Source organism: Metabacillus idriensis (assembly GCF_009674765.1).
Taxonomy (GTDB): domain Bacteria; phylum Bacillota; class Bacilli; order Bacillales; family Bacillaceae; genus Bacillus_P; species Bacillus_P idriensis.
In genome coordinates this window covers 954957-976259 of record NZ_WKKF01000001.1, presented here as the reverse complement: position 1 = coordinate 976259, position 21303 = coordinate 954957, and the positions used below count along the sequence as shown (strand labels likewise).

The window sequence follows — 21303 nt, the reverse complement described above, 5'->3', positions numbered from 1 at the left end:
TTTAAGATTCGGATTCAAAAGGGAAATAACAATAAAAAGGCAGCCATAATTGGCTGCTTTCCTTTTGATCTTTTTCTTTCGGTGTGTAGGATTGCCGCAAGTAGAACAGGACCCTATGAATTGTAGGCGAAGGCCCTGCAGAGACCGCTGTTATCGGTCCATATAATACCGAACCGAAACCTGCAGACTGACAGAAAGTCTTTAAGAGTTTACCAGATAAAGGCACCTCACTGCTTCCCTGCAATGTAACAAGCTGGCTTGCATTTTGGATAAAAACTGGTTTCTTGTTCTTGTTGTGTACATTGTAGAATCAACTTCATTTAGTGTTTTTCTGACATTCAAATGAAGTTACAATCTGTACTATTAAAACAATAGTTATTAAAATCACACAAAAAAAGAGCAGTTTTCACTGCTCTCAGCATTTATTTATTATTAAAATATTATCCAATATATGCAGCATATTTCTATTTAAATTTCTTCTTATTCATAAACAGCTGAATTAACTCCTAGGCCTAATAAACATCTTTGGCCACTTCGTAATTTTTTATTTTCCAGTATATAATATTCATTATAAAATAATCCGAAAATAATTTTTCTGTTGGTAAACAGACTGCTAACAGAATAATCACACATGATTTACTTAAGCTGCTATTGACGGACTAGATAATTTGCACACCTAGTAAATTTATCCAGGATAACACTGGCTATTGTGCCAATAAAGGCACTTCCGATAATATCAGATGGATAATGATGTCCTACCCAAATTCGTGAGAAGCCCGTCAAAACAGATAATATCCCCATGATTGAACCAAGGATACGATCATAAAGAAAGATAGATGCAGATATAGCAAATACAAGCAGTGTATGTTTACTTGGAAAAGAAGAATCCACTTTTGAAGGAATGAGTATACCGACCCGACGTTTTACAAAAGGACGAGGTTTAAAATAAAACAATTTAACTAAAGTGTTAATAACCAAAGTTACCAACACAGATATTAATGCTTTACGAGTCACTTCTTTGTAAAAATCATTTTTAACCCCCATGAAAATCAAAACATAAATAAAAACATAACGAATATTTTTGGATATCCATATCATCAGCAAATCAATTGGAGAACAACGTCCAGAAAGCTGATTGATCGCCTTAAATACTTTGTAGTTCATAAAATAATCTCCTAACTTTTAATTACACATAAAATACCCTCCTAAGTGAAAAAATATGTAAACTCGGGAAAACGAATTCTCTTAATAAAGACATTTGACACAATCTTATGACTTAAAATCCTGAGCGATAAACTTGTGAGACGTTACCACCAGTTAACAATTCCTCATTTCAACGACTAGACATAAAATACAGCTCCCTGTATTGTTCCATTAAACTTTCCTTTAATGGAATAAACTTTTTTATAAAATATAACAAAATCACTATTAAACCTTGATATAGCAAGAAAAATAGCAGGTCTAATTCATGTGTGAATTAGCCTGCTATTTCTACTGCTATATGCTGTATTCTCTCCCAAAACGAAACCTCTTAGCATATGGTGACGATTTTTTTATTAAAGGTTTTTGTCATCCACATTCTCAAGCCACTCTCGAATGTCGCCTGTGACCGATTGTACACATCCATCTTCGAAAGGTGAGATCAGGTTTGCAGTCTTTACTAATTCAAGGAAAGACTGGCTTCCCCCCTGTTTGCATAGGTGTAGATAATCTGCCCATGCCTGCTCTTTATTTTCATGCATCTTTTTCCAGAACTGCAGGGCACAAATTTGAGCAAGTGTGTAGTCAATATAATAGAATGGAGAATTAAAGATATGTCCCTGACGCTGCCAGAATCCGCCTTCTTCCAGGAACTCATTATCCTCGTAATTGCGGTGCGGCAAGTATTTCCGTTCAATCTCTCTCCATGCCTGTTTGCGTTCCTTCGGTGTAGCCTCAGGATTTTCATAGATGAAATGCTGGAACTCATCGACCGTTACGCCATACGGCAAGAATAACAGCGCTCCGCTTAAATGGCTGAATTTATATTTCTCTGCATCTTCCTTAAAAAAGGTTTCCATCCACGGCCACGTGAAAAACTCCATGCTCATAGAATGAATTTCGCACGCTTCATGCGTCGGGAAGTGATACTCAGATAAATTAAAATGACGGCTCATATATACTTGGAATGCATGTCCTGCTTCATGCGTCAAAACATCAATATCCCCGCTTGTTCCGTTAAAGTTCGCGAAGATATATGGAGCTTTATAATTCTCAATATATGTGCAGTATCCTCCGCCTGCCTTTCCTTTTTGAGCAAGCAGATCCATAAGGTTCCGTTCAATCAGGAAATCAAAGAACTCATTTGTTTCAGGAGACAGATCTTCGTACATCTTTTTCCCGTTCGCGATAATCCACTCTGCATCTCCTTTAGGAGTAGCATTTCCAGTTGTAAATTGAAGTTTCTCATCTGGGAAAGCAAGAGTATCAAGCCCTAAGCGTTCCTGCTGGCGTTCTCTTAATCTAGTTGCCATCGGAACGATGTATTCCTGAATCTGATCACGGAAGTTCTTCGCCATCGCTGCATCAAAATCAATGCGCTGCATTCTTTCATAGCCAAGCTCTACAAAATTTGCAAAGCCTAATTTCTTTGCAATAAGTGTCCGGACTTTTACGAGCTTGTCAAAAATCTCATCGAGCTTTTCTCCATTTTCAGCGTAAAACCCGAAGTATGCGTCAGATGCACGTTTTCTTGTGTCGCGCTCTTTAGATTCCAGCAGCGGTTCAAGCTGGGCAAGTGTGTACTCTTTTCCATCAAACTCAATTTTTGCGGAGGCAACAAGCTTCGTATATTCTGACACAAGTTTGTTTTCTTTCTGCAAATCTTCAAGCACTTCAGGAGAGAACGTTTTCAGCTGTGCGTCAGCAAGCGCAAAAAGCTGTTTTCCGTATTTCTCTTCCAATTCATTGCGGAAGTTTGAGCTGACAAGCGCTTTGTAAAACTCCGTATCCATTGCTTTGATATGCGGTTCCAGCTCGTCAAGATAGTCCTGTTCTTCCTTGTAAAACTCATCATTTGTATCAATCGTATGGCGGATGTAACAGAGATTGAAGGCTGTTGAAAGATTGCCGCGGATGACATTCAGCTGATCAAGAGCCTCTTCCTGCTTTTCCAGGCTTTCTGCCTGCTTAAATAATTCAAGCGCCTCATGAAATGCTGCTTCAATCTCTCTCTTAACCGGTCTTTTGTATTCGTATTCCTGAAATTTCATATGTAATTCCCCACTCTCTTTAAAAAATGACTTGCCCTCCTCTTTATTCGAGAAAAAAGTCCTGATTCCTCTCTTTCTCTTTTCATTCTGCTCTTAAAGTTCATAAAAAGATGACGATATAAACAGTAACAAAACGTAACGAAAGAAAGATTTGGTGAGAGTATGGATAAAACGTCGCTTTTTGGATTAATTTTAGGCCTTGTTGCCGTTGGTGTCGGCATGTTTATGAAGGGTGTGAGCCCTGCTGTTTTATTAAATCCTGCTGCTTTGCTGATTATTATTGCGGGTACCATTGCAACAGTAGTTACCGCTTTTCCCACAAGTGAGATTAAAAGAGTGCCAAAGCTGTTCGGTGTGATTTTTAAAGAACAGCAATCGCACAGCATACAGGAACTGATTCCGATGTTTTCCGAATGGGCTCAGGTTGCTAGAAAAGAAGGACTGCTAGCTCTTGAAGCGAAGATTTCAGATGTTGAAGATCCTTTTTTAAAGAACGGGCTGAGCATGGCTGTTGACGGACAAAACGCTGAATTTATCCGCGATGTCATGACGGAAGAAATAGATGCCATGGAAGAACGCCATTTAGCCGGCGCCTCTATCTTTTCACAGGCGGGCACGTATGCTCCTACTCTTGGAGTACTTGGAGCAGTAGTAGGATTAATCGCCGCTCTTTCCCATATGGATAATACGGATGAGTTAGGAAAAGCAATTGGGGCTGCCTTTGTGGCAACGCTTATGGGGATTTTTACCGGTTATGTACTTTGGCACCCTTTTGCAAATAAACTCAAAAGAAAGTCGAAGCAGGAAGCAAAAGTAAAATACGTCATGATCGAAGGAGTGTTATCCGTACTAGAAGGGCAGGCTCCAAAAGCGATTGAACAAAAGCTTGCCACCTATCTTCCGTCACACGAAAGAAAACAGCTTTTCGCGGAAGGAGAGAGTCTGGATGGCTAGAAAGAAAAAAAAGAAACATGAGGAAGAGCACGTTGATGAATCCTGGCTTTTGCCTTACGCCGATTTATTGACGCTATTGCTTGCCCTCTTCATTGTCCTCTTTGCCATGAGCTCAGTGGACGCCCAGAAATTTCAAATGCTTGCCCGGGCTTTCAACAGCACATTTACAGGCGGAACCGGCGTTCTTGAATACCCAAGTCCGATCCCTGACGGCGAAATGGAGAAGCTTGATCAGGAAAAAGAAAAGAATCCGGACAAAGAAAAACAGGAAACTCTTGAGCAGGAGAAATTAAAAGAAATTCAACAAAAAGTGAATGCCTACATTGCAGCAAACAGTCTTGAAACGAAATTAAAGACCACGCTGACAGATGAAGGACTTTTGATCACCATTTTAAATGATATCTTTTTCGACTCAGGCAATTCTGACATCCGCAAAAAAGATGAACAGCTGGCGAAGGAAATTTCAAAACTTCTGGTCATGAATCCCCCGCGGAATATCATCGTCAGCGGCCACACAGACAACGTGCCGATCCAAAACGCGGAATATGAATCCAACTGGCACTTAAGTGTGATGCGTGCTGTCAACTTCATGAAGCTTTTGCTTGAAAATGAAAAGCTTGATCCAAGAGCTTTCTCTGCAAAGGGATTTGGAGAGTACAATCCAGTTGCAGAAAACAAGACGAAACAAGGCCAGCAAAAAAACCGCCGCGTTGAGATTTTGATTCTTCCAATTGAACAGAACCAGTGAAAAGTGTCCGTTTAAGGACGCTTTTTTTGTTTGCTTGATAAGGTACGTTTGTTTACCCTCCCAGATCGTTGCCCGGTTTTGAAGGGTACGATTCACTCGTTTCCTTACCCTCCCAGATCGTTTCTCGGTTTTGGAGGGTACGATTCCGGCCGTTCCTTACCCTCCCAGATCGTTTCTCGGTTTTTGAGGGTACGATTCACTCGTTTCCTTACCCTCCCAGATCGTTTTCCGGTTTTGAAGGGTACGATTCACTCGTTTCCTTACCCTCCCAGATCGTTTCTCGGTTTTGGAGGGTACGATTCACTCGTTTCCTTACCCTCCCAGATCGTTTCTCGGTTTTGGAGGGTACGATTCACTCGTTTCCTTACCCTCCCAGATCGTTTCTCGGTTTTGGAGGGTACGATTCACTCGTTTCCTTACCCTCCCAGATCGTTTCTCGGTTTTGGAGGGTACGATTTCACTTTTTCTAGAATTGAACCGATTTGTGGAATCAAACAGGCGCCTTGATTGGGCAAACGATCGTTGTGCGAATGGTATTGCGTAGACATGACAAAATGCATGAGGATTAACTGGCAATCGTCTGGCTACTCTCAGCCAAAAAAGAACAGGAAAAAAAGCAGCACGGAAAAACGGGTAGTTTTTCCGCACTGCTTTCATTTTAAGCTCATCTCAATCCTGAAGATCCCGAGCATGATAGCCAACCTTTTTGATTAAATCAATGACGGTCTGCTTTTCTTCTGATGTGAGCGCGCCGACAATTTCGTCTAAACGCTCTTGGTGCGATGGGAAAATGCTCTCGATCAGCTGCTTTCCTTTATCCGTTATTTGGGCAAAGGTAACGCGGCGGTCTTTTTCGCATGCTTTTCGAACCAAGAGTCCTTTTTGTTCAAGCTTGTCGACCACATATGTGATGCTCCCGCTTGCTAAAAGAATTTTCCCGCCGATTTGCTGCAGAGGCTGATCTCCTTTATGATAAAGAAGTTCAAGAACGGCAAATTCAGTCGGATTCAGCCCGAAGCTTGAAATGTGCTTATTTACTTGATCATTAATCGCGCGGTGCGCACGGGATAAAACGATAAATAATTTTAACGATTGTTCAATTTGCTGTTGATCTTTCATTTTCATCAATCCTTCGATAACTAAATATCTTGAATTCTAAATAATAATAATGATACAAAATGGATGCTGAAATGTCAATATGGCAATGAATCTTACGAGCAAATGACCTTCCAATTCGTATTTAGAGATGCTTGTACTTCTTTTTTCTCCAGTAAATAGTTCGCGATCAGCTCAGACATATCAACAGGAACTTCTTTGATGACTTCTTTTCCTTTAAACATGGTGTATTCTCCTCCGCCTGAGGCCCGGTAGTTATTCATCACAACGTCATAGTCCCCCTCAAGATCAAGAGGTTTTCCATTTTTCAGAAGAAGCACGGTCCGCTCGCCGATTGGTTTTGAGACATCAAGTATGTACTCAATTCCGTCCCACATGTCATAGTTATAATGCTGGGGCTTCGGGTCCTGAAACTTCGGATTCACAATGACTGCACCGTCCTCTCCGCACATAAAGTATGAAGCTGAACGTTCAAGTGCCGCTTTAATGTCGCTTCCTTTTAAACGAAGAACCTTTAATGTGTTTGGATAGATATAGTTTGATACAATATCCCGCATGGTCGGGTTTTTGGGAAAGCCTCTTGATGCATTATCAAAAAGAGCCGTGTTAGAGATATCCGTTCCTGCTGCATCCATTTGTACCTTATTGATAAATTCTATAAAAGCTGTTTTCTCCATCCGGGCAGCAAAGGGGTCTTCAATCTGCATATTCCCGGTGATTTTTCCAATTGGCTGATCCAGCCATTTTTGTGTTTCTTTTTCGAAGGGCTGAATCAACTCAACGATCCTCTGATCTGTTTCAATTAAGCTCAGGTCTACAAGCTCTGGCTTTTTCTCTTTAATATAAACTCCGTTGTCATCAACTTCGAAGGTTACGTCAATCTTTCCGGCAAATCGCCCATTAAACCCAGGCTGAATAACTGTTACTCCATTTAATTCGCCTGAAATGGACCGGTGCTGATGTCCGGTGAGCAGCACATCGATTCCATCAATCTCATGGCAAAATTGATAGGCCTGATTTTCGCCGGTCAGTGCTTCTGTCGGCTCTCCAGTTTGAAGATTGCGTTCAAAACCGCCATGGTATGAGACAATCAGCAGGTCAGGCGACTCATTCTTTCTTATGTATTCGGTCCAATACTTAGCTGATTCAAAGGCATCGTGAAAGGAGAGCTTTTCAATATGCTTCGGGTCCTCCCAGTTCGGGATATAATGGGTTGTTACCCCAAGCACCGCAACCTTTACACCGCTGTATCTTTTCATTATATATGGTTTGCCGAATAGAGGCTCGCCGTTTTCTATGATATTAGCTGACAGCCATGGGAATTCAGATTGCCCGGCAGCTTTTTTCAAAAAATCACTGCTGTAATTGAACTCATGGTTGCCGATTACTGCCGCATCATATCCGGTCGCATTCATTGCTGCAATGACAGGGTTCTGCTGATCTGGAGCTTTTTTTGCATAATAATACGTAAGCGGGGTTCCCTGGATGCAATCTCCATTATCAATGAGAAGGACGTTTTCACATTCAGTTCTCTCTTTGTTAATGATGGTTGAAATTTTTGCAAGACCGAGGCATTCTTCCTCGTTTGTACTGTAAACAAGCGGAAGAATATGACCATGTAAATCACTTGTCTGCAAGATCGTCAATCTCACTGTTTCTATGAGAAACCCCTCCCTTTTCTTTCCATCATACCTAACTTTCAAGTTCTCTACAATAGAAGAAAATAGGTTTTATGGCAAAGCGTTTTCTCTCCTTCTTTCCTAGTACATTCCAATTAAATGGTTTATAATTCGTATAGTATGCTCATAACCGGGCAATCTCTTATTTGGGGCGATAACTTTGCTGAAAGATCCTAATAGATTAAAAAAAGCATCGATCTATCTTATGATCGTGCTGATTCCATCCCTAATTATCAATACGGGCATTTATTATTACCAAAAAGATAAAATCATGGATTCATATCGCTCTGAAGCAGCTTTTATGATCAACGTTCATAAAAATCAGATTGATAGTTTGATTCAGGATACAAAAGCAAGACTGGAATCAATGGCGCTTGTTCTTGAAGAAGAAACGGACAGGGATAAAATTCAGCGTGTGCTGACACAGGCGCATGATCAGGAGCCCCGTTTTTCAGGTCTTTATTTTGTCAAAAAAAATGGCGACATTTCAGCAGGTTCAATGCAATTGATGAAAACCGTCAACCTTCAACACCGCGCTTTTTTTAAGAGTGCTCTGGCAACAAAACAATCGACAGTATCAGATGCCTATTTCGGAAATATATCAGGTGATTACATCGTGTCGATTTGCACACCGATTTTTGATGAGAATGGCGAAGTGGAGAACTTATTAGTTGCAGCGCTAAAAGTAGATTATCTGCAGAATATCATCAACGTCATCAGTCCGAGATTGAATATTAAAGTTGTTGATGACAGCAATCATGTTCTATTTTCGTCTAATAACGGGAAAGAAGCATCCAAAGTTGAGCCGGTGCGGGTTTACCTTGATCAGATCTCTTGGCGGCTTGAGGGAACGCCAGATTCAAAGATAAGCCTCGATCATGTAAAAGACATCATGATTTACATGCTGATCACGTTCGGAATTTTAAACATCATTTTTATTCTCATTCAAAATTTCCTTTTAAAAAGAAAAGCTCAAATTGAACAAAGTCAGATGGATGCTCAAAAAGTGGAACTTGTCGGAATGCTGGCAGCAAGCACTGCCCACGAAATAAGAAATCCGCTGACAGGTGTAAAAGGGTTTATTCAGCTTTTGCAGGAAAAATACCAGGACTCTGAAGATCAATTTTATTTCTCTGTCATCGATAAAGAGATTCAGCGCATCAATGAAATTGTCAGCGAGTTTTTAGTGCTCGGGAAACCGACTGCGCATCACCATGCAGACCATGATATAAATGCGATTGTGCTTGAATTATCCCCTCTTCTCGGGTCAGAAGCCAACCTTTATAACGCAGAAATGGATATCCGGTTATATAAAGAACCTCTTCTCATCAATTGCACCAAGGATCATATTAAACAGGTGCTGCTGAATTTAGCGAAAAATTCATTAGAAGCAATCGAAAAAAATGAAGGCAAATTAACCATTGAAGTGCAAAAACAGGGAGATTTCGCAGTGATTAAAGTAACCGACACCGGAAAAGGCATACCAGAGGATATCATTTCACAAATTTTTCACCCCTTCTTTACTATGAAAGATACCGGCACTGGCCTTGGACTAGTTGTGTGCAAGCGCATCATCTCCATGTACAAAGGGACAATTGCCATTGACAGTGAATTAAATAAAGGGACAGAAGTGACCATTACACTTCCATTATCCGAAAAAGAGTGAAAAGCAGATGCTTTTCACTCTTTTTTTCCATATGTAAAACCTCAACTTGTTATGATCTCTTCAATACGCTGCAGTGCACTATACCCTAATGCAACGTCCGATGCCTTCGCATTTTCGATGATCTGCTCAGGGTGAGATGCACCGACAAGCGTGCTTGCCACGTTATGCTGCCTAAGCGTCCACGCAAGGGCAAGCTGTGCAAGTGTGATGTCGTGTTCCTTTGCAAGCTGATCGAGAAGCTCCACTTTTCGGTTCACCATATCATTCAGGATTTTTTTCATCCATGAATTCACGTTTTCACCGGATGCACGGCTTCCTTTAGGGATTAAACCTTCTTTATACTTCCCAGTTAAAATCCCTTGGGCAAGCGGTGACCACACGACTTGTGATACTCCTGCATTTTCGCACATTGGAATGATTTCTTCCTCAATATCACGGTGAAACATATTGTACTGCGGCTGATTGACGACAATCCGGTCAAGCAGATAGCGGTCAGATACACTCATAGCTTCCTGTATTTGCGCAGCTGTCCATTCGCTGACTCCTGCATACAGAATCTTTCCCTGACGGATAAGATCATCAATGGCCCTCAATGTTTCATCAAGCGGTGTCTCCTGATCATATCTGTGACAGTAAAAAATATCGACATATTCGAGGTCCATCCGCTTTAAGCTTGCATGAACCTGTTCCATAATATGCTTTCTTGATAACCCCTTATCGTTCGGACCGTCACCCATTGGCCAGAATGCCTTTGTCGTCAGAACATATGAATCCCTCGGAAACGATTTAAGTGCCCGCGACATGACAATTTCTGCTTTTCCGCGCTCATACACATTGGCGCTGTCGAAAAAATTAATCCCTGCTTCATATGCCTTATGAATAATTTCTGCCGCTGACTTCTCATCAACTGTTTTTCCGAATGTCAGCCAGCTTCCAAGACTGATTTCACTTACCTTTAACCCCGACCTGCCTAGCCTTCGATAGTGCATACCTATTCCCCCTGCTGTACGTGATGAAATTCCTTTGTCTTTAACTTATCAGAAATTTCAAAAATCGTAAAGGATGAGAAGTGTTCACCTTTCGACAACAATCGACAAGTCGCAGCATTTCCTTCTTAATCTTTTTCATTATTAACAGGAATCAATCTTTTTGCTGAAAATAATGGCCACATATGGCGAAAAAACAAGAATGAATCCTTTTGCTATCTTTTTTTGTTTTTTTTCGGCTATAATATGGCTAATACATACAAGCAGGAAAAGGAGTTCAACCATGACTGAGGTATTAATCGGAAGTACGTTATCAGCTCTGGCAACAGGAATTGGAGCTCTTCCCATTTTGTTTCTTCAAAAAACCATCACGCACAGATGGAGAGATATCCTGCTCGCTTTTACAGCCGGGATCATGATGGCTGCATCTATGATGAGCCTGCTTCCTGAAGCACTGAACCAGGGAGGAGTTTTTCAGGTTTGTGCTGGTCTTTTTCTGGGAGTGCTCGTCTTGACAATACTTGAAAAGAAAATCCCCCACATTGACCTTGAGCATTCAAAATACGGGATTGAATTTGACCAGAAAGCCATGCTAATCATTGCTGCCATCACCTTGCATAATCTGCCTGAAGGGTTGTCAGTCGGGGTAAGCTACGCATCTGATCAAAGCGAAACCGGAAATTTAATTGCTTTTGCCATCGGGCTTCAAAATGCTCCAGAAGGTTTTTTGGTCGCCCTGTTTCTTATAAACCAGAATATCGGCAAATTCAAAGCCCTGCTTATAGCGACAATGACAGGGGCTGTCGAAATTGTCACTTCCCTGCTGGGTTACTACTTGACTTCAATTGTAGAAAACCTCGTCCCTTATGGTCTTTCTTTTGCAGCGGGAGCCATGCTGTTCATCATCTATAAAGAGCTCATTCCTGAAAGCCACGGGGACGGGAACGAGAGGAATGCGACCTATTCATTTATTCTGGGAATTCTCTTTATGATTGTGTTGATTGAAACTTTATAAAATGAAATGCCTGCAGGTAAGAAAAGCGCAAACGCCCGTTTAGCGCAGGCATGTCAGATAAGGATCCGTTCTGGCCGAGGAGCCTGAGCGATTCCGCTGGACTTGAAGCGCAAAATTTTATACTTTCTTATCTTTCAAAAAAAAACCTAATACTCCCCATGAGTATTAGGTTTTTATATCGTTAAGCCGTCCCTTGCTGTCCATTTCTTCATAGACTCAATAAATTGAAGGAAAGGTGGATTTGTTTTATTTTCTTCTTCAAAAAGAATTTGCTGATATTTATTTAGGAGCATGTCCAATTCCTGACTGCACTGAACGGCGCTTTCACACGTATACCCGCCTGCTCTTGCTGTATCGATCATTTCCTTGCGTTTAGAGTCAATACTCACCAATAATTGAGACTTGCTCATTTCAATTGTCATTTTCTTCCCTCCGCATCATCTCTTAAGTATCTATATTGGGAATAAATATACTTATAAAGTATTACAGATACTTCTAAACTTGTAAATAGATTAGCAATAATCGACAATATTTACGCTTGAAATTATGACAATTTTGTTAAAAATAGATAAGATACCTCGTTTTTACCCGATTTAAAAAGATATAAAACCACGAAAAACATATTTTTTCTTGTTTTTATAAGAAAAGCGCAAGCGCCCGTTTAGCTCAGGCATGACAGATAAGGATCCTCCAGTAAAGGCGCTTTTTGCCAATACTTGCGGATTCGTTCTGGCCGAGGAGCCTGAGCGATTCCGCTAGACATCGAAGCGCAAAGTTCTTATCTCTAAAAAAAATAAAAACAGACCAATATTTCCGGTCTGCTTTTCACAATCTATTATTTAAAAATAATCTTACTGCTTCGTCAGCACTTTTTCTCCTAAATTCACATCATCTACAGAAGTTACCCGGAAATCTTTATCTTCCAGCTTCTTAATGATTTTGTTCAGCTTTTTTTCTGAAACGTCATGAGAGAGATTGATGATGATTCTTCTTAAATATGTATCCCCGTTGTCGAGCGTAAGCAAGCCTTCGATGTTTACATCTTTAATAGTTGAAACTAGCTCCTTGATGGCTCCTTTATGCTCTTTCGTGCCGACTGTCAGAATATATCCGCCTGTCTTCATGCCAAACGAATCCTCAAGAACATCCATGACGTTGCCATGCGTAATAATGCCAGAAAATTCTTCTTTCTCATTCAGCACCGCTAAAAATGGAAGACGTCTGATTGTAAGGAATGTCTTAAAGAAAGAATCCTCTTCATAAATAAACGCATCCGGATCCTGAATCAGAGACTCGATCGAATCCTCGTCCTTGCCCTGCTTTTCTACATAATGATCAAGAAGATCAACCTTATAGATTAACCCGGCAAAAGCTGTGCCATTCTCTTTAAGCACCGGAATGCTCCGGTACCCTGACTCCTTCAGCAATTCATAAGCTTCCTTTACAGTGCTTTCTGCCTTACAGTACCTGACATCCTCTTTTTTCACGAAATTGTAGCGAATCTTCATCTTTGCAATCCTCCCTTTAATGCTTATTTATTGTTGAAAATTTACCATACAATCAGCAGAGAGTAAAGAAAATTAAAATTATTTTGGTATTTTAACGGCCTTGCTGATTTTTCAGTCTTGCAACAGCTGAATAAAAAACCCCCTTCACCATCCAGGTGAAGAGGATTTCAACTTAAGCCTGCTGTTCTTCTTTTTCGTAAATCGGCACCCAGCCTTCAGATGTAACGAAGATGCGTACGGCTACAACTTTCCGGTCCTCCTGAAGAGTGAAATAGTGACGGATGTTCGGCGGTACGGAGATCAGGTCGCCTGGGTTCAGTTCCACATCGAAGAAAGAACCGTCTTTACCCTGAATGATGAAAATGCCGTGGCCGCTGACGATGAAGCGCACTTCGTCATCTGTGTGATGATGCTCCTGCTGAAAGTTTTGCAACAGCTGATCAAGGTTTGGAGTGCTTTCAGACAGAGAGATGACATCCTGAGCCTTGTAGCCCCGGCGCTCTGAAATATCCGCAATTTCATCCTTGAATACTTGCAGAATTTCCTCTTTTTGTTCATCTGACAGACTGTAATTTTCTCTTAAAGCTTCCGGCAGCTTTTCGATATCCCAGTGTTCATAAATAACTTCCTGAGACACAAGAAAGGCTGCTACTTCCTTTTGATCAGAGATTCTTTCATTTGTTTCCTGTAATCGTATCGTTGCCATCGTGATTCCTCCTATAATTAAGCTCTTAATGAGAGCGATTTAGCTTGTTTTAAAGAGAGTACTTTTAAATGATAGGAAAATAAAAATTCGCATGCTTCAAGGATTTTTTTCGCTTCGAAAGCATCTTTGCCCCAGACGGTAATGCCGTGATTGCGGATCAAAACAGCACCAGAGTCTCCCTTAACATACTGGCCAAAGTCAGCAGCGAGTGCCGGAATATGAGCCGCGTTTTCAATAATCGGAATATGCCACTCTGCATCTTCTTCCCAGAGTCCAAATGCTTTGATGATTTCCTGCCCTTTAAACGCAACACCGCCCTCATCGCCGTAGAGCTCTGAGATGACATTGTTGTCAACGGTATGGACGTGGAGGCTGCAGCCTGCGTTAGTACGAGAATAAATTTCCACATGAAGAAGGGTTTCTGCAGAGGGCGTAAGCTTTGTTTCTTCAAGAGCTGCCCCGTCTCCATCGACCAGCAGGAAATCCTCGTCTGTTTCGATTCGTTTATCCTTCCCGCTTGATGTGACTAAAAACGAGAGAGGCTCTGTGTTCACTTTAATCGCCAGGTTGCCGCTTGTTCCGGGAAACCAGTCCCGCTCTGCAAGCTCGCGTTTTACAGCAGCCAGCTCGCTCCATCGCTGATTTAATATACTCACGATACCGCCTCCTGCTTTTCCTTAAGTCCATCTATGACATCAAAAAACGTAGCAAATTCCTGATGCGGAAGGTCCAGGGACTTGCATTTTTCAAGAAGAAAATCTCTTGCAAACACAAAGTCTGCAAGCTTTGAAGCCTCTAAGTCTGTAACAGAATCACCGATGACAATGACTTCCTGACCTGGATTTGCAAGCTTCCTGATCAAACTCGGCTTGCAGCAGCCGCAGTCATTGCTGCACTGCGCGTCGCATGTGTTTGGCCATAAGATTTCAATTGTCTCGCCGCTGAAATCACCTTCGTTGCAGTAAACACGGCTGCGGTCTACAAGGCCATTCAACAAGGGATGGACAAAGAAATCAATGCCTCCGCTTACGATATACAGAGGGATTTTTTCCTCCTCCGTAAATTGAACAAAGTCACGGAAACCATCCCGAAGCTGCGCAGTAAACAGCAAGTATTGAATCATATCGTATTTCAGCTCGGATGGAATCAGCTGAAACATTTTCCCTACTCCTTCGCGGACAGAAATCCGCTGACTCAGCACATCATCCTTCAAAACATCCCACTCAGGCGGAGCAAACTTTTTCATGATGGCAATAATGTTGTCATTATTTGTGATGGTTCCATCAAAATCACAGATGATGATCGGCTTGCTCATTTGCTCACCTCCACCTGCCCCCAAAGATCGAGTGCGATTCTCAAATCGGCATTTTCTTGTGCTTTTTCAGTCAGGGAGATGCCTTGTAAAGAAGCATCGATCGCTGCACGGAAGGCTTTTCCTCCTGCAGCAGCGCCATTTGGATGGCCATGGACGCCTCCTCCGGCATTAATCACGCTGTCTAACCCAAAGTCCTGAATTAAAACAGGGACGAGTCCCGGATGAATCCCTGCTGAAGGGACAGGGAATGTTTCCTTCAATTGGACGTTTTCTTTACAGGCAGCACCGATGGAAAGGGCTGCTTCCCGTTCAAGCGCAACACTTCCGTATGGAGATGGGAACAAAGAAAAATCTGCCCCGCTGTATCTCAGCAATTTTCCGAGTAAAAGAGAATGCGAGATTCCATAAAGGGATGATGATGCCAATGCACCGCTGACAGCAGGATGAGCCATCAATGGAATGCCGATGTCTTTGTCCTCAGCCAGGCTTTGAAGCACGTCAAGTCCGTAAGCAAACACATTAAACAGCAGCGCATCTGCTCCAAGCTCTGCCGCACGCTTTGCTTTTTCTTTCAAATCATATGTTTTGCCTGATAAATGAACCGCGTACATCGCCTTATGACCCGTCTGCTCATAAACCTCGTTCAGCACTTGTTTTCCGGCAGAGATCCGCTGTTCAAATGGTGTCAGCGGATTTTCAAACAGAATCTCATCATCTTTTACCAAATCGACCCCGCCAAGCACCTGATCTTTAAGCTGATTCTTTAAAAATGAGAGATCCCGTCCGATGACACCTTTAAAGATACTCATCAATAAAGGTCTGTCATACACGCCCAGTTTTTCACGGATGCCGCTGATCCCGAATTTAGGACCTTGAAACTCCGCAAGAAGATCATCAGAAAAATCCAGATCCAGCAGCTTCACTTCGCCGTCTAGAGAAAGCTTTCCGAACACGGTCGCAAGAATCGCCGGCAAATCATGGCTGAAATTTACCCCTGGATAAAAAATTTTGACAATGCCTTTTTTAACGCGTTTGTCTAAAAAAACGGAGACCTTATCATCTGCGTCGAACTCTTCAATAGTTACTACCTTCCCTTTGTGCTGCTGCAGTTGTTTCTGCGTCAGTTCCGGAAGATCCGTCCATGACCCAATTGTTAAGCCAAGGGCAATCCCCTCTGCTTTTTTTTCTAAATTTTTTTCATCATGGATAAGATAGGTTGCTGTAATTCCGCTCATGTTTGTACCGCCTTCCATAACAATATTAGAAAATGCGCACGCGCACGTTTAGCTCAGGCATGGCAGATAAGAATTCGGCAGAAAAGTCGAGTTTGACTTTTTTCCCGAATTTGTTCTGGCCGGGGAGCCTGAGCGACTCCGCTTGCCATCTATGCGCAAATCTTATAATTCCTTAAACATATAAAAAAGGCCCCTTTCCGCTAATCGAAAAGAGACCTTATCTGACATGGCTAAGATCCTTATCTATCAGCGAATGCTGCAAGATTTAGCACCGTGCTTAAACCTTGGTTTAAGTCGGTTGCCGGGCTTCATCGGGCTAGTCCCTCCACCTGCTCTTGATAAGAATGGCTTATTTATTTTATGTTCTGAATATCTGAATAACCTGAATTTAATTTGGATTATGACAGTTTTTCAAAAGACTGTCAACCGCCATTTTAAAATAATTTCAGAGATTTTATCCGCTTGGCGGCTTCTCTCAGTCTTTCTTCTGAGGTCAAAAGCCCTGCCCTTACATAGCCTTCTCCGAATTTCCCGAAACCGACACCCGGTGCAACACAGACGTGGGCGTGCTCAAGAAGATATTCGGCAAAGGATTCTGAAGTAAAGCCTTCCGGGACAGGAAGCCAGGCAAAAAACGACCCAGGAGGCGCTTCAACCTTCCAGCCGATATTGTTCAGAGCAGTGATGAATGCATGGCGTCTGCTCTCGTACCGCTCCACCAGCTCATCCACACAGGTCTGCGATTCAAGCAGGGCAGCTGCTGCCGCCTCTTGAACAGCACTGAACACACTGACAAACATGTGATCCTGCAAGAGGTTTATCGCTTCAATCACACTTTCATTGCCAATGGCAAAGCCAATCCGCCAGCCTGCCATATTATAAGTCTTCGAGAGCGTATAGATTTCAATGCCAGTTTCTTTTGCCCCTTCAATTTCCAAAAAGCTGACTGGTTTTTTACCGTCAAACCCAATGGCGCCATAAGCAAAATCATGGACAACGCAAATCTCATTTTCTTTTGCAAACGCAACGGTTTCTTCAAAGAATTCTTTTGTGGCAACAGCACCTGTAGGATTGTTAGGGTAATTCAAAAACATTAGCTTTGCTTCTTTCTTTGCTTCTTCAGTAATCTCCCCGTAATCCGGCAAAAACTGATTTTCTTTTACCAGCGGCATAAATTCCATTCTGGCGCGGGCGAGCTCTACCCCGGACCAATAGTCAGGATAGCCTGGATCCGGTACGAGAACTAAATCATCAGGATCGAGTATACATTGCGGAATTTCAACAAGACCTGCTTTTCCGCCGAACAAAATCGCGACTTCTTTGTCAGCATTCAGTGTCACGCCGTATTCCCGCTTGTAAAATTCCGCAATTGCCTCTTTAAGAAATTTCTGTCCGCGGAACGGAGAATATTTGTGGTAGTCCGGATTTTCTGCTGCCTCTTGAAGAGCCTTCACAATATGAGGCGGTGTGGGCTGATCCGGGTTTCCCTGTCCAAGATTAATCACGTCATGCCCCGCTTCGATACTTGCATTCACTCTTGCTACGAGACTTGCAAAAAACTGCTTTGGAAGCTTATTTAATAACTGTGATTGATTGAAGTTTTTCATGTTTTACACCTTCTCAAAAAATTCTTGAAATTCTAGTGAAAAATCATATATTGTTAGAGTCAGCTTGTAAAGAAAAATTTTTAAGGCGGAGATGACGAGTGATGAATCTAAAAGTGGCTTGCCTGCAAATAGACATTGTATTCGGTAACCCTGAAGCAAATATTGAAACGGTAAAAAAAGAAATAGAAAAAATAGCAGCAGCTGAAAAACCGGATGTGATCGTTCTCCCTGAACTGTGGACAACCGGCTATGATCTTACCCGGCTTGACGAGATTGCAGATTTAGACGGCACCAAAACAATCGCTCTTGTAAGCAGTCTGGCTAAAACACACGAAGTCAGTATTGTGGCTGGTTCTGTTGCGAAAAAAACGGAATCAGGCGTAACCAACACGATGTATATTTTTAATAGACAAGGTGAGCTAATCCATGAATACAGCAAGCTTCATCTTTTTAAACTGATGGATGAGCACCTGTATTTAAACGGCGGAACTGAAAAAGGCCTGTTTCAGCTTGACGGTTTGCAGAGTGCGGGTGTCATTTGCTATGACATCCGGTTCCCTGAATGGATCCGTGTTCATACAACACAAGGAGCAGAAATTCTTTATGTAGTGGCGGAATGGCCGCTTCCAAGACTTCATCACTGGAAATCGATGCTGATCAGCCGTGCGATTGAAAATCAGTGTTTTGTTGTAGCCTGCAACCGCTCAGGCAGTGATCCGAAAAATGAGTTCGCCGGCCACTCGATGATCATTGATCCGTGGGGAGAAATTTTAGCTGAGGCCGGGACAGAGCAAACCTCAATTACAGCAGTGCTCCAGATGGAGAAAGCGCATGAAATCAGGAAACAAATTCCTATTTTCAAAGACAGACTTCCTCATTTTTACTCTTAAAAAAAGTATTGACAGTTTTTCGTTATACCTGTTAACATTCAGAACAAGTGATAAATTCCAAATTATGCGAATACATTTTTTATCACGAAACTTTAATTTCATACTATCTCTTATCAAGAGTAGGCTGAGGGATTTGGCCCGATGACGCCCAGCAACCGACCGTAAAACCATTGTAAAATGGGGCGCAGTTTTTTATGCGCGGGGAGATTTCTCCCACAAGGCACGGTGCTAATTCCAACAGAAAGAATTTCTTTCTGGCAGATAAGAGGTGCGAAGCCTATGACTTCAAGCCTCTTTCACTGTGGAAGAGGCTTTTCTTATTGTCTGAAAAGCCTCTAACTATTAAATCTGGAGGGTTAAAAACCATGTCAAACTATCGATCACCTGCTTATGAACCGTTAACTGAAAGTGCCGCTGTGGCTCTAGCCATCAGACTTGGATTGTTTGAAGAAAAAAGTGTCCTGACGTGCAGGGAAATTGGCGACGGCAACTTGAACCTTGTTTTTCACATTGTGAATCAAAATCAGAAAGGCATCATCATCAAACAGGCGCTTCCTTATGCGAAAGTAATCGGCGAAAGCTGGCCGCTTACTCTTGACCGTGCCAGAATTGAAAGCAGCGCCCTGCTGAAGCAGGCAGAAGTGGCAAGCTTGTATGTGCCAAAGGTTTATTACACAGATGAGACTCTGGCGATCACGGCAATGGAAGATCTCTCTCATCTGCAGATTGCAAGAGCCGGTTTGATTGAAGGCAGGGACTTCCCGCTATTAGGAAGACACATCGGCGAGTTTTTAGGAAAAACATTATTCTACAATTCTGATTTCGCACTGAATCCGCAGGTGAAAAAACAGTTTGTCAAACAATTTTCAAACCCCGAACTTTGCAAAATAACTGAAGATTTTGTCTTTACAGATCCATTTTTCGACTATGAGTCAAACAGCTTTGAAGAAGAGCTGAGACAGGATGCTGAAAACATTTGGAACGATGGTCAGCTAAAATTAGAAGTGGCTAAATTAAAACATAAATTTCTGACAGAAGCTGAAACACTTGTTCACGGCGATCTTCACACAGGCAGTATTTTTGCAAGTGAAACAGAAACGAAGGTAATTGACCCTGAATTCGCCTACTATGGTCCGATCGGATTTGACCTTGGACACTTCTTCGCAAACCTTTTATTGAATGCCATCTCAAGAGACGAAGAGAAACAGCATGTTCTTCTGGATCATATCGAAACAGCATGGACTGTTTTTGAAAAAGAATTTTCTGAAGCATGGAAGAATGACAGTCTGGAAGCTTACGCAAAAGTGGATGGCTATCTTTCTTTTATTCTTGAAAAAGCGTTTGAAGATGCAATTGGTTTTGCAGGCATTGAAATCATCAGACGGACAATCGGCCTTGCCCACGTAGCGGATCTTGATTCGATTGAACCTTACGAGCGAAAAATTGAAGCAAAACAGCGTGCGCTTGATTTAGGAAGCAAGCTTGTTAAAAATCGTCAAGCTATTAAAACAACTGCAGAACTTGCAGATTATTTCAAACAAGTACCTGTCAGATAAGGAGAAATCATCATGTCATTTACAAATACCATCATTCCCCGTTCTGTCGAATGGAAAGAAACGTATATCCGCCTGCTGGATCAGCAAAAGCTCCCTGCTGTGACAGAATATATAAAACTTGAATCGGTCAGAGACGTTTGGGAAGCGATTAAAGCATTAAAAGTGCGCGGCGCTCCTGCCATCGGAATAACCGCCGCCTTTGGCCTTGCTCTAGCTGCCAAACAGTATGAAACCGAGAATTTAGACGAATTTCACAGCCAGCTTACCCGCGATCATGATTATCTTGCAAGCTCAAGACCGACTGCCGTTAATTTATTCTGGGCCCTCGGCAGGCTGGTAAAAAGCGTGCAAGGTGCCGTTTCTGTTAACGAAGCGAAAACCAACCTTCTTCATGAGGCCATACAAATCCAAGTAGAAGACGAAGCGACGTGCCGCAGAATCGGCGAGAACGCCCTCCCTCTTTTTAAAGACGGCGATTCTGTCATGACAATCTGCAATGCCGGTTCAATTGCTACTGCCCGTTACGGAACGGCTCTTGCACCCTTCTATCTTGCTAAAGAAAAAAACATCCATCTATCCGTTTACGCATGTGAAACACGCCCTGTTCTGCAAGGTGCACGCCTGACAACTTGGGAGCTCATGCAGGCAGATGTCGATGTGACGCTGATTACCGACAACATGGCTGCACATACGATTTTCTCAAAAGGCATTTCCGCCATCATCGTCGGGGCAGACCGCATTGCGGCTAATGGGGATACCGCCAATAAAATCGGGACGTATAATCTGGCTCTTTTAGCCGGCGCCTTTCAAATCCCGTTTTATGTTGCAGCCCCGCTTTCTACTTTTGATCCTGAAACGAAAAGCGGTGCAGACATCCCAATTGAGGAACGCGATTCCAAAGAAATTACCCATTTTGGCGGGCAGCAGATTGCCCCTGATCATGTAAAAGTGTTCAATCCTGCTTTTGACGTAACTCCCCATCACTTGATCAAGGGAATCATTACAGAAAAAGGCGTTTTATCCGGAGATTATCAATCAGAAATTCAAAGAGTATTTAAGGGGGAAGCGTAA

The 21303-nt window shown here is 42.3% G+C and carries 19 protein-coding genes and 2 riboswitches; of the genes, 7 read left to right on the top strand and 12 right to left on the bottom strand.

Annotated features, from left to right (window positions below; genetic code table 11):
- Positions 1-648 precede the first annotated feature (648 nt).
- Both GJU41_RS04770 and GJU41_RS04765 read right to left on the bottom strand, forming a co-directional pair.
- The gene (locus tag GJU41_RS04770) at positions 649-1164 is read right to left on the bottom strand and encodes an undecaprenyl-diphosphatase (RefSeq protein WP_070876263.1); all 516 of its coding nucleotides are present in this window, start codon (positions 1162-1164) and stop codon (positions 649-651) included.
- 392 nt (positions 1165-1556) lie between these two features.
- On the bottom strand, positions 1557-3251 hold the full coding sequence (locus GJU41_RS04765; protein ID WP_070876265.1) for a M3 family oligoendopeptidase: 1695 nt from the start codon (positions 3249-3251) through the stop codon (positions 1557-1559).
- A gap of 162 nt (positions 3252-3413) precedes the next feature.
- Between GJU41_RS04765 and motA the strand changes: the two genes are divergently transcribed.
- Complete coding sequence (gene motA / locus GJU41_RS04760; protein ID WP_070876267.1) at positions 3414-4205, top strand: flagellar motor stator protein MotA; 792 nt, start codon at positions 3414-3416, stop codon at positions 4203-4205.
- The gene (gene motB, locus GJU41_RS04755) at positions 4198-4953 is read left to right on the top strand and encodes a flagellar motor protein MotB (protein ID WP_070876268.1); all 756 of its coding nucleotides are present in this window, start codon (positions 4198-4200) and stop codon (positions 4951-4953) included. The genes motA and motB overlap by 8 nt, the downstream gene beginning before the upstream one ends.
- A 669-nt stretch (positions 4954-5622) precedes the next feature.
- On the opposite strand, the gene GJU41_RS04750 is transcribed toward motB, so the two are convergent.
- The gene (locus tag GJU41_RS04750) at positions 5623-6072 is read right to left on the bottom strand and encodes a MarR family winged helix-turn-helix transcriptional regulator (RefSeq protein WP_070875995.1); all 450 of its coding nucleotides are present in this window, start codon (positions 6070-6072) and stop codon (positions 5623-5625) included.
- Positions 6073-6164: 92 nt separating this feature from the next.
- Positions 6165-7730: a bifunctional metallophosphatase/5'-nucleotidase gene (locus GJU41_RS04745; RefSeq protein ID WP_083328165.1), complete on the bottom strand. Its 1566-nt coding sequence runs from the start codon at positions 7728-7730 to the stop codon at positions 6165-6167.
- A gap of 178 nt (positions 7731-7908) precedes the next feature.
- Between GJU41_RS04745 and GJU41_RS04740 the strand changes: the two genes are divergently transcribed.
- Positions 7909-9414, top strand: coding sequence for an ATP-binding protein (locus GJU41_RS04740; protein WP_154318093.1), 1506 nt, complete (start codon positions 7909-7911; stop codon positions 9412-9414).
- 41 nt (positions 9415-9455) lie between these two features.
- Here GJU41_RS04740 and GJU41_RS04735 read toward each other — a convergent pair whose 3' ends face one another.
- Positions 9456-10403, bottom strand: coding sequence for an aldo/keto reductase family protein (locus GJU41_RS04735; RefSeq protein ID WP_070875997.1), 948 nt, complete (start codon positions 10401-10403; stop codon positions 9456-9458).
- Positions 10404-10683: 280 nt separating this feature from the next.
- Between GJU41_RS04735 and GJU41_RS04730 the strand changes: the two genes are divergently transcribed.
- Positions 10684-11415 carry a ZIP family metal transporter gene (locus tag GJU41_RS04730; protein WP_070875998.1) on the top strand — a complete coding sequence of 244 codons (732 nt, stop codon included), beginning with the start codon at positions 10684-10686 and terminating at the stop codon, positions 11413-11415.
- A gap of 173 nt (positions 11416-11588) precedes the next feature.
- On the opposite strand, the gene GJU41_RS04725 is transcribed toward GJU41_RS04730, so the two are convergent.
- From GJU41_RS04725 to GJU41_RS04695, 7 genes are all read right to left on the bottom strand, one after another.
- Entirely contained in the window at positions 11589-11837 is a 249-nt protein-coding gene (locus GJU41_RS04725) for an aspartyl-phosphate phosphatase Spo0E family protein (RefSeq protein ID WP_070875999.1), read from the bottom strand.
- A gap of 429 nt (positions 11838-12266) precedes the next feature.
- Positions 12267-12923 (bottom strand): cyclic di-AMP binding protein CbpA, encoded by a 657-nt coding sequence (gene cbpA / locus GJU41_RS04720; RefSeq protein ID WP_070876000.1) that lies wholly within the window; start codon positions 12921-12923, stop codon positions 12267-12269.
- Positions 12924-13095: 172 nt separating this feature from the next.
- Complete coding sequence (locus GJU41_RS04715; RefSeq protein WP_070876001.1) at positions 13096-13629, bottom strand: 1,2-dihydroxy-3-keto-5-methylthiopentene dioxygenase; 534 nt, start codon at positions 13627-13629, stop codon at positions 13096-13098.
- 17 nt (positions 13630-13646) lie between these two features.
- Positions 13647-14285, bottom strand: a complete 639-nt coding sequence (locus GJU41_RS04710; RefSeq protein ID WP_070876002.1) for a methylthioribulose 1-phosphate dehydratase — start codon at positions 14283-14285, stop codon at positions 13647-13649.
- Positions 14282-14944 carry a 2-hydroxy-3-keto-5-methylthiopentenyl-1-phosphate phosphatase gene (locus GJU41_RS04705; RefSeq protein ID WP_070876003.1) on the bottom strand — a complete coding sequence of 221 codons (663 nt, stop codon included), beginning with the start codon at positions 14942-14944 and terminating at the stop codon, positions 14282-14284. Before GJU41_RS04705 ends, GJU41_RS04710 begins: the two co-directional genes overlap by 4 nt.
- Entirely contained in the window at positions 14941-16179 is a 1239-nt protein-coding gene (gene mtnW, locus GJU41_RS04700) for a 2,3-diketo-5-methylthiopentyl-1-phosphate enolase (RefSeq protein ID WP_070876004.1), read from the bottom strand. The genes GJU41_RS04705 and mtnW overlap by 4 nt, the downstream gene beginning before the upstream one ends.
- Before the next feature lie 236 nt (positions 16180-16415).
- Positions 16416-16524, bottom strand: a riboswitch (SAM riboswitch).
- An 89-nt stretch (positions 16525-16613) separates the two neighbouring features.
- On the bottom strand, positions 16614-17786 hold the full coding sequence (locus GJU41_RS04695) for a pyridoxal phosphate-dependent aminotransferase (RefSeq protein ID WP_070876005.1): 1173 nt from the start codon (positions 17784-17786) through the stop codon (positions 16614-16616).
- Between the two features lie 101 nt (positions 17787-17887).
- On the opposite strand from GJU41_RS04695, the gene GJU41_RS04690 reads away from it, so the two are divergent.
- From GJU41_RS04690 to mtnA, 3 genes are all read left to right on the top strand, one after another.
- Positions 17888-18676: a carbon-nitrogen family hydrolase gene (locus GJU41_RS04690; RefSeq protein WP_070876006.1), complete on the top strand. Its 789-nt coding sequence runs from the start codon at positions 17888-17890 to the stop codon at positions 18674-18676.
- A gap of 107 nt (positions 18677-18783) precedes the next feature.
- Positions 18784-18944, top strand: a riboswitch (SAM riboswitch).
- A gap of 97 nt (positions 18945-19041) precedes the next feature.
- Positions 19042-20232, top strand: a complete 1191-nt coding sequence (gene mtnK, locus GJU41_RS04685; RefSeq protein ID WP_070876007.1) for an S-methyl-5-thioribose kinase — start codon at positions 19042-19044, stop codon at positions 20230-20232.
- A 12-nt stretch (positions 20233-20244) separates the two neighbouring features.
- Positions 20245-21303 carry an S-methyl-5-thioribose-1-phosphate isomerase gene (gene mtnA, locus GJU41_RS04680; protein ID WP_070876008.1) on the top strand — a complete coding sequence of 353 codons (1059 nt, stop codon included), beginning with the start codon at positions 20245-20247 and terminating at the stop codon, positions 21301-21303.

Excerpts from the sequence above, each read along its gene's own strand:
- GJU41_RS04690 (WP_070876006.1), top strand. The coding sequence starts at position 17,888 with ATGAATCTAAAAGTGGCTTGCCTGCAAATAGACATTGTATTCGGTAAC.
- GJU41_RS04705 (WP_070876003.1), bottom strand. The coding sequence starts at position 14,944 with ATGAGCAAGCCGATCATCATCTGTGATTTTGATGGAACCATCACAAAT.
- motA (WP_070876267.1), top strand. The coding sequence starts at position 3,414 with ATGGATAAAACGTCGCTTTTTGGATTAATTTTAGGCCTTGTTGCCGTT.
- mtnK (WP_070876007.1), top strand. The coding sequence starts at position 19,042 with ATGTCAAACTATCGATCACCTGCTTATGAACCGTTAACTGAAAGTGCC.
- cbpA (WP_070876000.1), bottom strand. The coding sequence starts at position 12,923 with ATGAAGATTCGCTACAATTTCGTGAAAAAAGAGGATGTCAGGTACTGT.
- GJU41_RS04770 (WP_070876263.1), bottom strand. The coding sequence starts at position 1,164 with ATGAACTACAAAGTATTTAAGGCGATCAATCAGCTTTCTGGACGTTGT.
- GJU41_RS04730 (WP_070875998.1), top strand. The coding sequence starts at position 10,684 with ATGACTGAGGTATTAATCGGAAGTACGTTATCAGCTCTGGCAACAGGA.
- motB (WP_070876268.1), top strand. The coding sequence starts at position 4,198 with ATGGCTAGAAAGAAAAAAAAGAAACATGAGGAAGAGCACGTTGATGAA.
- GJU41_RS04765 (WP_070876265.1), bottom strand. The coding sequence starts at position 3,251 with ATGAAATTTCAGGAATACGAATACAAAAGACCGGTTAAGAGAGAGATT.
- GJU41_RS04735 (WP_070875997.1), bottom strand. The coding sequence starts at position 10,403 with ATGCACTATCGAAGGCTAGGCAGGTCGGGGTTAAAGGTAAGTGAAATC.
- mtnW (WP_070876004.1), bottom strand. The coding sequence starts at position 16,179 with ATGAGCGGAATTACAGCAACCTATCTTATCCATGATGAAAAAAATTTA.
- GJU41_RS04750 (WP_070875995.1), bottom strand. The coding sequence starts at position 6,072 with ATGAAAGATCAACAGCAAATTGAACAATCGTTAAAATTATTTATCGTT.
- mtnA (WP_070876008.1), top strand. The coding sequence starts at position 20,245 with ATGTCATTTACAAATACCATCATTCCCCGTTCTGTCGAATGGAAAGAA.
- GJU41_RS04695 (WP_070876005.1), bottom strand. The coding sequence starts at position 17,786 with ATGAAAAACTTCAATCAATCACAGTTATTAAATAAGCTTCCAAAGCAG.
- GJU41_RS04725 (WP_070875999.1), bottom strand. The coding sequence starts at position 11,837 with ATGACAATTGAAATGAGCAAGTCTCAATTATTGGTGAGTATTGACTCT.
- GJU41_RS04715 (WP_070876001.1), bottom strand. The coding sequence starts at position 13,629 with ATGGCAACGATACGATTACAGGAAACAAATGAAAGAATCTCTGATCAA.